This is a genomic window from Moraxella nasovis (assembly GCF_022701215.1).
Lineage (GTDB): Bacteria > Pseudomonadota > Gammaproteobacteria > Pseudomonadales > Moraxellaceae > Moraxella > Moraxella nasovis.
In genome coordinates, this window is the sequence record NZ_CP089976.1 from 744138 (window position 1) to 758041 (window position 13904).

Genomic DNA, 13904 nt, shown 5'->3' on the forward strand with positions numbered 1-13904 from the left:
CATGAATCAGACCATTCGTGCCTATTTAGGTGGCAGCTTTGACCCCATACATTTGGGGCATTTACAAATGGCAGCAACCGTCTTTGACACGCTTAAGCGACATCGCCCCACCTGTGACATTCATGTTTATCTACTGCCCACTGCTGGTAATCCTTTTAAGTCACAACCCACATCAGATAAGCACCGCACTGCCATGCTACAACTTGCCGCAGCTGGCACACCGATTGGCATTGATACTTTTGAGCTGTCTGTGCCACCACCTGTATTTACCATTGATACCGTTAAGCATTTAGCCCATCAGCACCCTAATGATCGGCGAATTTTTATCGTGGGGCAAGACAGCCTGCACGCTTTGCCGACATGGAAATCTGGCGACAAGATTTTAGATTTTGTGAATATTTGGGCATTTCACAGATCTAACCTATCAGAGCCACTACCGCCAAGCTTAAGCCCTCTCATCACCGACAGTTTAAGCAAATTTTTGGATAAATCGCATCAGATTTACCAAGATACAACACCCATTATAGCGACATCATCAAGCCAAATACGCTCCATGCTGGCAAATAACAACCCAAAAGCTGAACAGTTTTTATCAGTAAACGTTGCAAACTACATCAAAAACCACGCACTTTATGTAAAGTTATGATAGAATAATAAGTTATTTTAATTAAGTAAAACTATTATGACAAATACCAATAATCTATCATTGGATGCTCAAGTAGCACTCGTTGTTAATGCGTTAGACGACCTAAAGGCTAAACAAATCACCGTAATGAGCGTCGATCATTTAACCGAGATTGCTGAACGCATCATCATCGCTAACGCCACCAGTAAACGCCACGTTAAGGCACTGGCTGACAAGCTTGGTGCAGCCGCCAAAGAACAAGGGCTTATGCCACTTGGCCGTGAGGGCGATAAAGATAGCGACTGGACGCTTGTGGATTTAGGTGCGGTAGTAGCACACATCATGACTCCCCAAGCTCGTGAATTTTACGACTTAGAAGGCTTATGGTCATCACCTGACGCCCTAAGAGCATTAGCTGTTAAACAAGAATAACCCAAATACAGTTAGGTGTTTTTTATCGTGTCTACTGATGATAAAATTACACGCCTAGCCAAATTTTTACGTCCATTTACCACTTAGGTCTATATCTTAGGTCATCTAGGAAGACATAAAGCGGCTTTTTGGTTGCTAAATTTAAGATAAAACCAAGTACGCTTAAGCTAAACGGACACTTAGCACCATCAACCCACTAACTTAGGTTTTGATTATCATGAATCATCTTAGCCATTCTTTTGCCTCTGATAACTACTCTGGCATACACCCCACCATCTTACAAGCCATCAGTGACGCCAACTGCGGACATGATTATGCCTACGGAACAGATGCGTGGACAGACAAGCTAAACGACTTAGTCAAACAGCACTTCGGCAAAGGCACAGCTTATCCTGTCTTTAACGGCACAGGGGCAAACATCACCGCACTGACTGCCATGCTCCCAAGATTTGGGGCGGTGATTTGTACAGATAAGGGGCATATCTATAATGATGAAAGTAACGCCCCCGAGTGCGTTGGTGGCTTTAGAATGTTCACCATACCAACCGAAGATGGCAAGCTAACCCCTGAACTCATTGACACTCAGGCTTATGGCTTTGGTAAAGAGCATCGCTCACAACCTGCGATTGTCCATCTTGCTATGACGACCGAAGTTGGGACGTGTTATAGTCTTGATGAGCTGCGTGCCATTGTGGCACACGCCAAAAAACTTGGGCTATACACCTATATTGATGGAGCTCGACTCTCTAATGCCTGTGCTTATCTAAATTGCACCCTAAAAGACATCGCCGATACAGGTGTGGATATGCTCTCACTTGGCGGAACAAAAAACGGACTTATGCTCGGTGAGTGCATCGTGGTGCTAAACGATGAGTTTGATGCCAACATGAAATACATGCGTAAAATGACCATGCAATTAAGCTCAAAAATGCGTTTCATCTCCGCTCAGTTTGTCACTTGGCTAGAAAGTGGGTTATGGCTTGAGCTTGCCAAGCATAGCAACGAAATGGCACGTCACTTGGCAAATCAGATTCAAAACTTAGATGGCGTTACCATCACCCAAAAAGTGCAGTCTAATGCTGTATTTGTCATCTTACCCAAGCAAACCGTCGCAAAACTGCACGAAGATTTTTATTTTTATGATTGGAATGAATTTACTGGCGAGATTCGCTTGATGATGGGCTTTGATACAACAATCGCCCAAGTAGATGAGCTTGCCAACAAAATAAAAGCCTATCTGCCATAAGTGACGCTTAATATCACGCCATGAATATAGCCGACTTTGACCGCACCCATCTTTGGCACCCTTATGCCAGCCTACCGCCTGCTTATGATAATCTTGTGGTCAGCCATGCTGATGGCGTGTGTCTTTATTTGCCAGCTGCCTAGCTTGGCAAAAAGCTGAGTGCCAAAGCCAAAGCATCGGGGCTTATGCCACTTGGGCGTGAAGGCGACAAAGACAGCGATTGGACTTGGGTAGACCTAGGGGCGGTGGTCGTGCATATCATGACACCGCAGGCTCGTGAATTTTATGATTTAGAAGGTCTGTGGTCATCACCAGAAGCCTTGCGAGCATTGGCAATACAAAAGGCGTAAATTTATAGTTGTTTTTAATCTAAGGACATATCGACATGGATTATCACATGAAAGCTATCGGCACAAAATTATCTCTTGCATTTGGCGGTTTACTTTTGGTAAATGCTAGTGCTATTGCCAACGACCAAACAAAGGTTGATACGATCAAAAAAATATATCAGCGTGCAATTGATTGTAATGATAGCTCGATTTGTGGTGATAATCCTATTTGGTCTTATCTTGATGATAGCCTACGCTCTGCTGTTAAGCACGCCTATGAGAATAAAGACTTGGGGGATATCTCAGGAGACCCTTTCCATCCATGTACTGATTGGGGATTTGGTGATAATGCCCTATTAGGCTGGTCGCAAGATTCGCCACTTGGTGGTTTTAAGATGAATCAGTTTCAATTTTCAATCCTTAAAAATGGCGATGTTCGTGCCAAATTTAAAGACATCGTAAATAAGAGACAAAACTTCCCTAGTTTTTTTGTAGATATTAAACTATCTGAGTTTGGCAATACTTATAAAATATCTGATATTATTAGTCATGGCGACAGCTTTAAAGACCATCTTAATCAATGCCATTTGTACTAGTATCATTCATACAAATATACCGATATTGCCAATTGCCAAACCACTCATTACCAACCACTCTTTTGGGTGGTTTTTATTTGCCTGATTGACAATAACTATTTATAATACCACAAATACCCATCATGATTTTTGGAATAAATAAATGACCGTGCAGGCGTTACAACACTTTGACCGCACCCATCTTTGGCACCCTTATGCCAGCCTACCGCCTGCTTATGATAATCTTGTGGTCAGCCATGCTGATGGCGTGTGCCTTTATTTGGCGGACGGCACTCAGCTGATAGATGGTATGTCATCATGGTGGGCAGCAATTCATGGCTACAATCACCCTGTGTTAAATCACGCCATTACCAAACAATTATCCAAGATGAGTCATGTGATGTTTGGCGGTTTAACTCACACCCCTGCCATCACACTTGGCGAGAAACTGCTTGGCATCACCCCCAAAAACTTAACCAAAATTTTCTATGCCGATTCAGGTTCGGTGGCAGTAGAAATCGCCCTAAAAATGGCGTTGCAATACCACATTGCAAAACAAAACCCCACAAAAAACACCTTCGCCAGTACGCATTCAGGCTATCATGGCGACACATGGCACGCCATGAGCGTGTGCGACCCCATCAACAGTATGCACACATTATATGGCACAAAACTACCTACGCAATATTTTTTGCCCAAACCACCTACAGGCTTTGACACGCCACTAGATGATGAAACCAAAGCACAAATGGCAGATTTTTTTGTGCGTCATCATGCAACATTGGCAGGCTTTATCATTGAGCCTATCGTACAGGGTGCGGGAGGTATGCGGTTTTATAGCCCAGAATATCTATCATATTTACATTCTTTGTGTCAGTATTATGATGTCTTGCTAATTTGTGATGAAATCGCCACAGGCTTTGGGCGGACAGGGGCAATGTTTGGGGTAAATCACGCCAATATCTGCCCAGACATCATGACCCTAGGCAAGGCTTTGACAGGGGGTATGATGAGCTTTGGGGTGGTGATGACAACCGACAATGTCGCCCTAAGCATTCATCACAGCGACTGCCCCACGCTCATGCACGGTCCAACCTTTATGGGCAATCCTTTGGCGTGTGGTGTGGCATCTGCAAGCATTGATTTGGTGCATGAATACAACACGCCCCACCTTGCCAAACTCATGCAAGCCAAATTAGAAACTCATTTGGCGGTATGCCAAGACTGGGAACAGGTAGCAGATGTGCGATGCTTGGGGGCGATTGGCGTGATTGAAATGAAAATCCCAATAAATATGCCCATCTTTCAATCGCTACTGCCCAAATATGGCATTTGGGTGCGACCTTTTGGTCAATTGGTATATCTTATGCCCCCAATCGTGATGGGCGATGATGATTTGGCATATTTATGCACACAGCTTGTGGCATTGTTGGCAGAATACCTAAACAAAACTTGCGTAACAGCTGATTAAACAACCACAAAAACAGACGGACAAAACGGACAAAATAACATGAGTGTTTATTTCATCACAGGCATAGATACTGACATTGGCAAGACTTATGCCACAGGTGTGCTGGCTCGTGAGTTTATCAAGCTGGGCAAATCGGTCATCACCCAAAAACTTGTACAAACAGGCGTAACAGGGCAAGTGGCGGACGACATCATTACGCACCGACAGCTTATGGGCATTAGCTTGCAGGATACGGATACAGATGGTACGACTTGTCCAATGATGTTTGCCAAGCCTGCCAGCCCCCATTTATCAGCTCGCCTAGAAAATAAAACGATAGATACCGCCATCATCACCAAGGCAACTCAAAGGCTACAAAGCCATTATGACATCGTCCTACTAGAAGGGGCAGGCGGTGTTTTGGTGCCGATGAGCGATGAATTATTGACATTAGACCATATCGCCCACTGTGGCTACCCTGTCATCATCGTAACATCGGCTCGCCTAGGCAGTATCAACCATACCCTACTTAGCCTAGAAGCCATCGCCAATCGGGGGCTTGATGTGGCAGGCGTTGTGTTTAATCATTATTTTGATGGCGATGATGACATCAGTGCCGACACGCTAAATTATCTAAAAAATCATGTGGCACGGCATTATCCGAGTGCATTATTTATGGAACTTATGGGCGATAAGATTGTAGGCTTTGGTGATATGGCAGATAGATTTTAACGCACTTTATAATACCACTCATGTCGCACCCCAAAGCCAATCTCCATCAAACTTGCCAATATCCGCCCTGTCAGCCCCCAAATCACTTCTACTTGCCCATCATCATTGCAGTCATAGACCCAGGCAGGGGTGTGTAGTTTGGTGTTGTCCGCCTGTCCGTCAAACACATAATCCGCAGGCGGTGCATTTAGCACATCAATCGGCAACCAAAATATCCGTGCTATCTCGTCAGGATTAGATGTCAGTCCATCTGCCACAGACGGCGACACACACGCCACCACAGGACGCACCAAAAGACCTGATTTAGAAACCTGCATGGGTAAATAGCCGAGCACAGTTACGTCCTTTGATGCCAAACCGACTTCTTCATAGGCTTCACGCAAGGCGACACCAATAGAATTTAGGTCCGCATCATCACGCTTACCACCCACCAAAGACACTTCGCCTGCATGGCTATTTAGGTGGTATGACCGCCGTGTCAAAAGCAGTTTTGGGCAATTTTCGTCCGTAATGACAATCAGCACGCACGCCTGTGGCAAAAAGTGATTATTTAAAAGATTTTGGCATTTTTTGATTGGTTTGCCTTTGATTGGTTTGCTTTTGATTATTTTGTCTTTGATTGAGCCTGTCAAAAGCTCATTATTTTGTGTCAATGGCAATATATCCACGCCTTGATAATTACTCAAATGTTGGGATAACTCATAAAAACGGTGCGATGGTAACACATCAATCATCGCTTTATCCGTATATATTTGTTGGCGATAGTTTTGAAAATCATTTGTCATTTGTGGCATTTTCCATTACACTTAACCTTTCATTATTATAGCTTAACTCATCAGTTTCACGCCTGTTATTATGTCTTTTTGTTTGCAATGTGGTAGCACAGCCACACTCACCATTCCTGATGGCGACCAACGTGAACGCTTGGTTTGCGGTGCGTGCGGTCATATTCATTATGAAAACCCCAAGATGATTTGTGGGGTGCTTGCCGTACATGATGGCAAGATTTTATTGTGCAAAAGAGCCATTGAACCACGATTTGGGTTTTGGACATTGCCAGCAGGCTTTATGGAGCTTGGTGAGACGATGGCAGATGGTGCAAGGCGAGAGACGCTAGAAGAAGCAGACGGCGTGGCGACAGATTTACGGCTGTTTGCCCTGTTTGATTTACCCCATCTTGGGCAGATTCATGCCATGTATCTTGCCAAGCTAAAAGATGGCAGATTTGGCGTGGGGGCAGAAAGTCTAGAATGCAGATTATTTTATCCTGATGAAATTGATATGGCGAATTTGGCATTTAAAACCGTACGCCAAACCATAGAATACTATCTAAACGATAAAGCTGCCTTAGAACAACAGGCAAAAAATAGTGATGATTTTGCTCATTATCCTTGCCATCAGATTTGTCTTTTTGACCGACCAAATCAATAAAGAGGGTTAATGGCAAGAGAATAAGGCACAGCCTAGAAGACCGTGCCTTATATCAGTTATATGATTCCTTTTGCCTTTAATAAGGCTTCTAAATTCGGCTTGCGACCCATAAACTGCACAAACATATCCATCGGCTCTTCAACACCGCCTTTGGATAAGATGGCATCAACAAAGTCTTGACCTGTTTTGCCGTTGAGTACACCTTCTTTGACAAAACGAGTATAAGCATCGCTGGATAACACTTCTGACCACAGATAACTATAATACCCTGCCGCATAACCGCCTGAGAAAATGTGATTAAAGCTATGAGCGGTACGCACCCACTTAGGCTCGCCAATGACCGAAACGTGCTTGCGAATGTCTTCACGGATACGCTCCATCGTGTTTGTGTCGCCTTTTTTGTATTCGGTATTAAGTCGCATATCAAACAGTGCGTATTCTAGCTGACGCACCATGCCCATCGCCGCTTGATAGTTTTTGGCAGCAATCATTTTATCAATAATCGCCTTTGGAATGGGTTCTTTGGTCTGATAATGTTCGCTCATCAGCACCAACGACTCAGTATTCCACAACCAATTTTCTAGCATTTGACTAGGAAATTCCACAGCGTCCCAAGGTACGGACGTACCTGATAATGCCAACACGTCCACTTGGGTTAGCATACTGTGTAGCCCATGCCCAAATTCATGAAATAGCGTCTCTGCTTCATCATGAAGCAATAAAGCAGGCTCGCCTTGATTGGGTGGACGAAAATTACACACAATCGTTGAGACGGGCAACTGAATTGTGCCATCTGGCTTTTTATAATGTTTTATCGCAGCACTGTGCCACGCCCCAGAACGCTTGTCATCACGAGCATACAAATCCAAATAAAAGGACGCAATGTGTCTGCCGTCTTTATACATCTCAAAAAAGCGGACGTCAGGATTCACCACCGACACGCCAGATTTTTCGCTGATATCCACACCAAACAGACGATGAGTAATCTTGAACATACCAGACAGCACTTTATCAATGGGGAAATACACTCGCAAGGCTTCGGTGTCAATGTCATACTGCTCTTGCTTTTGTTTTTCGGACACATAGGATAAATCCCACGCTTCTAGCGTTTCGTCCGCCTGAATCAGCCCCTTGTCTTTGGCGTATTTTTCAAGGGCAGCACGCTCAAGGACGGCTTTGGGACGTGCCTTATCAAGCAATTCATTCAAAAAGCCCAAAACCTGCTCAGGGCTATCTGCCATACGAGTCGCAAGGGCATATTCGGCATAATTCTTATAGCCCAACAGCTGTGCCATCTCCAAACGTAAATCGGTCATTTCTTTGATGATGGGCGTATTATCCCATTTGCCAGCATTCGCCCCTTGGTCGGATGCACGAGTGCGATATTGGGTGTACATCTCTTTGCGCAGTTCACGGTCGTCAGCATAAGTGATGATGGCGGCATAGCTTGGATAATTTAATGCAAAGCGATAACCTGACACACCTTTTTTGTCGGCAGCTTCCTTAGCAGAAGCGATGGCAAGCTCGCTTAGCCCTTTAAGCTTCACGACATCATCTACCACAAGCTCCCAGCCTTTGCTTGCATCTATCACATGATTGCCAAATTGCGTACTTAATTCAGACAAACGTGCGGCAATCTTGGCATAACGTTGTGCTTTTTCCCCTGTCAAAGCCACGCCTGATAATTTAAAATCAAGCAAAGCATCGTCAATCGCCTTTTTTTGGGCTTTGGTGTAGTGCTTAAATTGTTTGCTTTGTTTGAGTTTATCAAAAGACTCGTACAATGGACGGTGCATACCATACCACGTCTCATAGTCAGTTAAAATCTGCTCTGCCTTATCATAGGCTTTGCGTAAATCATCGCTATTTTCAACCGAATGCAAGTGGCTGACGATGGACCATGCACGGTTTAGCTTATTTTGAGATTCTTGTAGTGGCACATAAAAATTCTCCCAAGTGATGTTTTTTTGGGCAGTAATCTCTTCAACCACACCACGGCTATATTGCAATAAAAAATCAATGGCAGGCTCAATATGGGTCGGTTTGACGGCGGCAAAATCAGGCAATCCATCAAAATTCAGCAAAGGATTTGAACTAAGGCGTTTAGGAATGTTGATTGGTATGGCACTAGCAAAGCCCAAGTTTGGCAATCCCATGGCCATTGCCGAACCAAAACCCAATTGCAAAAAGCGGCGGCGTTCCATGATGTTTTTCTCCTTGTTGATGACTATTAACAATTCATAATGAATGCTTCTAGCATATCCAAATCCCATCATCAAATCAACCACTTTTTTAAAAAATATCGCTTAATAAGTCTAATAAGAAAATACAGCCAAACCTGTGCTAGATTAAGGGTAATCAGTCAAGATTGATGATGTTTTTGCCCCCAAACAAAAACCCCCGCACATAGCAGGGGTTTTGTTAAACTAACTTTGTTAGCTTAGTTCTGTATTGCTTAGCTTTGTAGTTAAGTTAAGATCAGTTCTTAACATTAGCAACAACACCAGCACCTACAGTACGGCCACCTTCACGGATAGCGAAGCGTAGACCTTTGTCCATAGCGATTGGGTGGATAAGTTCAACACTCATCTCAACGTTATCACCAGGCATTACCATTTCAGTACCTTCTTGTAGAGTGATAGCACCAGTTACGTCAGTGGTACGGAAGTAGAACTGTGGACGATAGCCATTTAAAAATGGCGTGTGACGACCACCTTCTTCTTTTGATAGTACATACACTTCAGCGTCGAAGTTGGTGTGTGGAGTGATTGAACCAGGTTTTGCTAGTACTTGACCACGTTGTACGTCTTCACGCTTAGTACCACGAAGTAGCACGCCACAGTTTTCGCCTGCACGACCTTCGTCTAGTAGTTTACGGAACATTTCAACACCAGTACAAGTCGTTTTTGCGGTTGGTTTGATACCAACAATTTCAATCTCTTCACCAACTTTGATGACACCTGATTCTACACGGCCTGTTACAACAGTACCACGACCAGAGATTGAGAATACGTCTTCGATTGGCATTAAGAATGGCTTATCGATGTCACGCTCAGGCTCAGGGATATAAGTGTCTAGTGTGTCTAATAGTTCTAGAACTGCTGGCTCACCGTATTTGCCGTCAGAACCGTTTAGGGCTTCTAGAGCAGAACCTTTGATGATAGGCGTGTCATCACCTGGGAAGTCGTAGTCAGATAGAAGTTCACGCACTTCCATTTCAACTAGCTCAAGAAGTTCTTCGTCATCTACCATATCGCACTTGTTCATAAATACCATGATGTATGGTACACCAACCTGACGAGATAGCAAGATGTGCTCACGAGTTTGTGGCATTGGGCCGTCAGTTGCTGATACAACTAGAATAGCACCGTCCATTTGAGCTGCACCTGTGATCATGTTTTTAACATAGTCAGCGTGTCCTGGGCAGTCTACGTGTGCATAGTGACGATTGGCAGTGTCATATTCAATGTGAGATGTGTTAATCGTGATACCACGTGCTTTTTCTTCAGGAGCTGAGTCAATAGCAGCGTAGTCTTTTGCTTCACCGCCGTGGTGCTTAGCAGCAACAGTTGCGATAGCAGCAGTTAGAGTGGTTTTACCGTGGTCAACGTGACCGATGGTGCCTACGTTTACGTGCGGCTTGTTACGTTCAAACTTGGCTTTGGCCATGATAGTATTCCTTTTATAACAGTCTAAATCAACAGATATTAGACAAATTAACTAAAATTAAGTTATTCATCTTGGTTGCAAAACACATCAGCAACCAAGATGATGGGATAAAACAAACAACAAATTACTCGTCGTCGTCTTTTGCAGTGAATTTCTTGATGATCTCATCTGCAACATTCTTCGGTGTTTCTTGGTATTTTGCAAATTCCATAGAATAAGTTGCGCGACCTTGAGACATAGAACGCATTTGTGTGGCATAGCCAAACATTTCAGCAAGTGGAACTTCAGCACGGATTGCCTTAGTACCACCAGGCAAGTCATCCATACCTTGAACCATACCACGACGACGGTTTAAGTCACCCATGATATCGCCCATGTAGTCTTCTGGAGTCTCAACTTCGACTTTCATGATAGGTTCAAGCAGTGCAGGAGATGCTTGCAAGAAGCCTTTTTTGAACGCCATAGAACCTGCCATCTTAAATGACAATTCATCAGAGTCCACATCATGGTAAGAACCATCATAAAGCGTTGCTTTTACGTTAACGACTGGATAGCCTGCAAGTACACCATTTTTCATGCGTTCTTGGATGCCTTTATCAACTGCACCGTGGTATTCTTTTGGTACAACACCACCCACAATCTCTTCGGCAAATTCGTATTCCACTTCACCTTCTGGATCAAGCGGTTCAAGGCGTAGCCAAACGTGACCAAACTTACCACGACCACCTGTTTGACGCACAAACTTACCTTCAACTTCAACCGTTTGTCGGATAGTTTCACGATAAGCAACTTGTGGTGCACCGATGTTCGCTTCTACACCAAACTCACGCTTCATGCGGTCAACGATAATATCAAGGTGCAATTCGCCCATACCAGAGATAATGGTTTGACCAGATTCTTCATCAGTACGTACACGGAATGAAGGGTCTTCTTTGGCAAGACGGCCAAGTGCGATAGACATTTTTTCTTGGTCAGCTTTGGTTTTTGGCTCTACTGCTAAGCTGATGACTGGGTCTGGGAATTCCATACGCTCCAAAGTAATGATATTGTCATTATCGCACAATGTATCCCCTGTGGTTACGTCTTTTAGACCAACCAAGGCCACAATATCGCCTGCACGTACTTCATCAACTTCGTTTTGGCTATTGGCATGCATCTCAACGATACGACCGATACGCTCACGCTTCATCTTAACTGGGTTGTATACGCTATCGCCTTGTTTGGCAACACCTGAGTATACACGCACGAAAGTTAGGTTACCAACATATTTGTCGTTCATGATTTTGAACGCCAACGCAGCAAATGGTTCTTCATCAGATGATTTACGAGTTGCTTTGGTTTCTGCTTTGTCGTCTAGTACGCCTTCGATAGCTGCAACGTCAACAGGTGCTGGCAAGAATTCAATAACCGCATCAAGCATACGCTGCACACCTTTGTTTTTAAAGGCTGTACCACAAAGCATTGGCTGGATTTCGCAAGCTAGAGTACGAGTACGCAAACCAGCAACGATGTCTTCACGAGATAGATCACCTTCTTCTAGGTATTTATCCATCAATTCTTCTGAAGATTCAGCGGCAGCTTCAACCATGTTGTTACGCCATTCTTCAGCAACATCTACTAGATCAGCTGGAATCTCACCGTATTCAAACTTCATACCTTGAGAAGCTTCATCCCAGATAATTGATTTCATTTCTAGCAAATCAATAACACCAGTAAAGCTATCTTCTGCACCGATTGGTACAACCACAGGTACAGGATTACCGCCTAGACGGGTTTTTACTTGCTCAACCACGCGGAAGAAGTTTGCACCAGTACGGTCCATTTTGTTTACGAACGCTAGACGTGGTACTTTATATTTATTTGCTTGACGCCATACAGTTTCAGACTGAGGTTGTACGCCGCCAACGGCACAATACACCATGCAAGCACCATCAAGCACACGCATAGAACGCTCAACTTCGATGGTGAAGTCAACGTGGCCGGGGGTGTCAATTAGGTTAATGCGGTGTTCTTTGAATTGGTCTGACATACCTGACCAAAAGCAAGTGGTCGCAGCAGACGTGATGGTAATACCACGCTCTTGCTCTTGTTCCATCCAGTCCATCGTTGCAGCGCCTTCGTGCACTTCACCGATTTTATGGCTTTTACCTGTGTAGAACAAAATACGTTCAGAGGTGGTGGTTTTACCAGCATCAATATGAGCTGAGATACCAATATTACGGTATCTATCTAAGGGGGTTTTACGAGCCATAATTTTTCCTATGAAAAATTGGGTTAAATTGGGGTCTAGCATGATACATAATTTAACTCATACTAGACTAATTTTGTTTGTCTTGTCTGAGCATACACCCATACAAGACAAACGGCTTTTAATTGCAAAAGCAAATTAGAAGCGAAAGTGAGAGAACGCTTTGTTAGCGTCTGCCATACGGTGAACGTCATCACGTTTTTTGATAGCAGCGCCTTTGCCTTCGGCGGCGTCATTTAACTCACCTGCTAGGCGTAATGCCATTGATTTTTCTGAACGCTTAGCAGCAGCGTCAGCAAGCCAACGCATGGCTAGGGCTGTACGACGGGAGGGACGTACTTCCATAGGCACTTGGTAAGTAGCACCACCAACACGGCGGGCTTTTACTTCTACGGTTGGGCGAACACTTTCTAGCACTTCTTCAAAAAACGCTACAGGATCTTCAACTTTGCGTTTTTCAGCAACAGTCTGTAATGCACCGTAAACAATTTTTTCTGCGACTGATTTTTTACCATCAACCATTACGTGGTTGATGAATTTTGCGATGGTTTGGCTGCCAAATTTAGGATCTGGTAGGATTTCACGGGCAGCAACGACACGACGTCTTGGCATAATAGTTCCTTATTTCTTCAGGATAATCTGGTATTAAAAGCTAGTTTAACCAGCCTTACTGCATGGCTATCTTTGACACACCAAAGATTTACTCATGCATAAAAAGTCTTAGGCTTATGCCTTAGGACGCTTAGCACCGTACTTAGAACGACCTTGCTTACGATCTTTCACGCCTGCACAGTCTAACGCTCCACGAACGGTATGATAACGAACACCTGGTAAGTCTTTTACACGACCACCACGGATTAGTACAACGCTATGCTCTTGAAGGTTATGTCCTTCACCGCCGATGTAGCTTGACACTTCAAAACCTGAAGTCAAACGAACACGGCACACTTTACGCATGGCTGAGTTTGGTTTTTTTGGTGTGGTGGTGTAAACACGAGTACACACGCCACGACGCTGTGGGCACGCTTTCAATGCAGGAACTTTTGACTTTTCCGTGATTGTTTTGCGACCCTTGCGGATTAGCTGGTTTGTAGTTGCCATAGGCACTCTCTCCCGTTGATTAAAAAATCGTCCTGTGACATCAATTTTTATGTCAAAAAGACGTAC

The 13904-nt window shown here is 44.1% G+C and carries 14 protein-coding genes and 1 pseudogene; 9 read left to right on the top strand and 6 right to left on the bottom strand.

Annotation, left to right across the window (positions count from 1 at the left end; translation table 11 throughout):
- Nucleotide 1 precedes the first annotated feature (1 nt).
- From nadD to bioD, 8 genes and pseudogenes are all read left to right on the top strand, one after another.
- A complete protein-coding gene (nadD, locus tag LU293_RS03705; RefSeq protein WP_242748935.1) occupies nt 2-646 on the top strand; it encodes a nicotinate (nicotinamide) nucleotide adenylyltransferase in 645 nt (214 codons plus the stop codon).
- Between the two features lie 36 nt (nt 647-682).
- Entirely contained in the window at nt 683-1057 is a 375-nt protein-coding gene (gene rsfS / locus LU293_RS03710; RefSeq protein ID WP_242748938.1) for a ribosome silencing factor, read from the top strand.
- A gap of 217 nt (nt 1058-1274) precedes the next feature.
- The gene (locus tag LU293_RS03715) at nt 1275-2303 is read left to right on the top strand and encodes a threonine aldolase family protein (RefSeq protein ID WP_242748940.1); all 1029 of its coding nucleotides are present in this window, start codon (nt 1275-1277) and stop codon (nt 2301-2303) included.
- 20 nt (nt 2304-2323) lie between these two features.
- Complete coding sequence (locus tag LU293_RS09800; RefSeq protein ID WP_256462121.1) at nt 2324-2446, top strand: hypothetical protein; 123 nt, start codon at nt 2324-2326, stop codon at nt 2444-2446.
- A gap of 9 nt (nt 2447-2455) precedes the next feature.
- Nucleotides 2456-2653, top strand: a pseudogene (rsfS, locus tag LU293_RS03720) (ribosome silencing factor); the annotation flags it as partial.
- Between the two features lie 47 nt (nt 2654-2700).
- Complete coding sequence (locus tag LU293_RS03725; protein WP_242748946.1) at nt 2701-3228, top strand: hypothetical protein; 528 nt, start codon at nt 2701-2703, stop codon at nt 3226-3228.
- 142 nt (nt 3229-3370) lie between these two features.
- Nucleotides 3371-4678 (top strand): adenosylmethionine--8-amino-7-oxononanoate transaminase, encoded by a 1308-nt coding sequence (gene bioA / locus LU293_RS03730; protein ID WP_242748949.1) that lies wholly within the window; start codon nt 3371-3373, stop codon nt 4676-4678.
- A gap of 39 nt (nt 4679-4717) precedes the next feature.
- On the top strand, nt 4718-5389 hold the full coding sequence (gene bioD / locus LU293_RS03735; protein WP_242748952.1) for a dethiobiotin synthase: 672 nt from the start codon (nt 4718-4720) through the stop codon (nt 5387-5389).
- On the opposite strand, the gene LU293_RS03740 is transcribed toward bioD, so the two are convergent.
- Complete coding sequence (locus tag LU293_RS03740; RefSeq protein WP_242748955.1) at nt 5386-6174, bottom strand: NUDIX hydrolase; 789 nt, start codon at nt 6172-6174, stop codon at nt 5386-5388. The two genes, bioD and LU293_RS03740, sit on opposite strands and share 4 nt — an antisense overlap.
- A 70-nt stretch (nt 6175-6244) precedes the next feature.
- Here LU293_RS03740 and LU293_RS03745 point away from each other — a divergent pair, with 70 nt between their 5' ends.
- Nucleotides 6245-6820 carry an NUDIX hydrolase gene (locus LU293_RS03745; protein WP_242748958.1) on the top strand — a complete coding sequence of 192 codons (576 nt, stop codon included), beginning with the start codon at nt 6245-6247 and terminating at the stop codon, nt 6818-6820.
- Between the two features lie 56 nt (nt 6821-6876).
- Here the strand turns inward: LU293_RS03745 and LU293_RS03750 are convergent, their stop codons facing one another.
- The 5 genes from LU293_RS03750 to rpsL all read right to left on the bottom strand — a co-directional run bounded on the left by LU293_RS03750 (nt 6877) and on the right by rpsL (nt 13838).
- Nucleotides 6877-9024, bottom strand: a complete 2148-nt coding sequence (locus tag LU293_RS03750; RefSeq protein ID WP_242748961.1) for a M3 family metallopeptidase — start codon at nt 9022-9024, stop codon at nt 6877-6879.
- 274 nt (nt 9025-9298) lie between these two features.
- Nucleotides 9299-10489, bottom strand: coding sequence for an elongation factor Tu (gene tuf, locus LU293_RS03755; protein ID WP_242746475.1), 1191 nt, complete (start codon nt 10487-10489; stop codon nt 9299-9301).
- Between the two features lie 124 nt (nt 10490-10613).
- On the bottom strand, nt 10614-12740 hold the full coding sequence (gene fusA, locus LU293_RS03760) for an elongation factor G (protein ID WP_242748964.1): 2127 nt from the start codon (nt 12738-12740) through the stop codon (nt 10614-10616).
- 135 nt (nt 12741-12875) lie between these two features.
- Nucleotides 12876-13349 (bottom strand): 30S ribosomal protein S7, encoded by a 474-nt coding sequence (rpsG, locus tag LU293_RS03765; protein ID WP_242748967.1) that lies wholly within the window; start codon nt 13347-13349, stop codon nt 12876-12878.
- Nucleotides 13350-13463: 114 nt separating this feature from the next.
- Nucleotides 13464-13838: a 30S ribosomal protein S12 gene (rpsL, locus tag LU293_RS03770; protein WP_242748970.1), complete on the bottom strand. Its 375-nt coding sequence runs from the start codon at nt 13836-13838 to the stop codon at nt 13464-13466.
- Nucleotides 13839-13904: the final 66 nt, after the last annotated feature.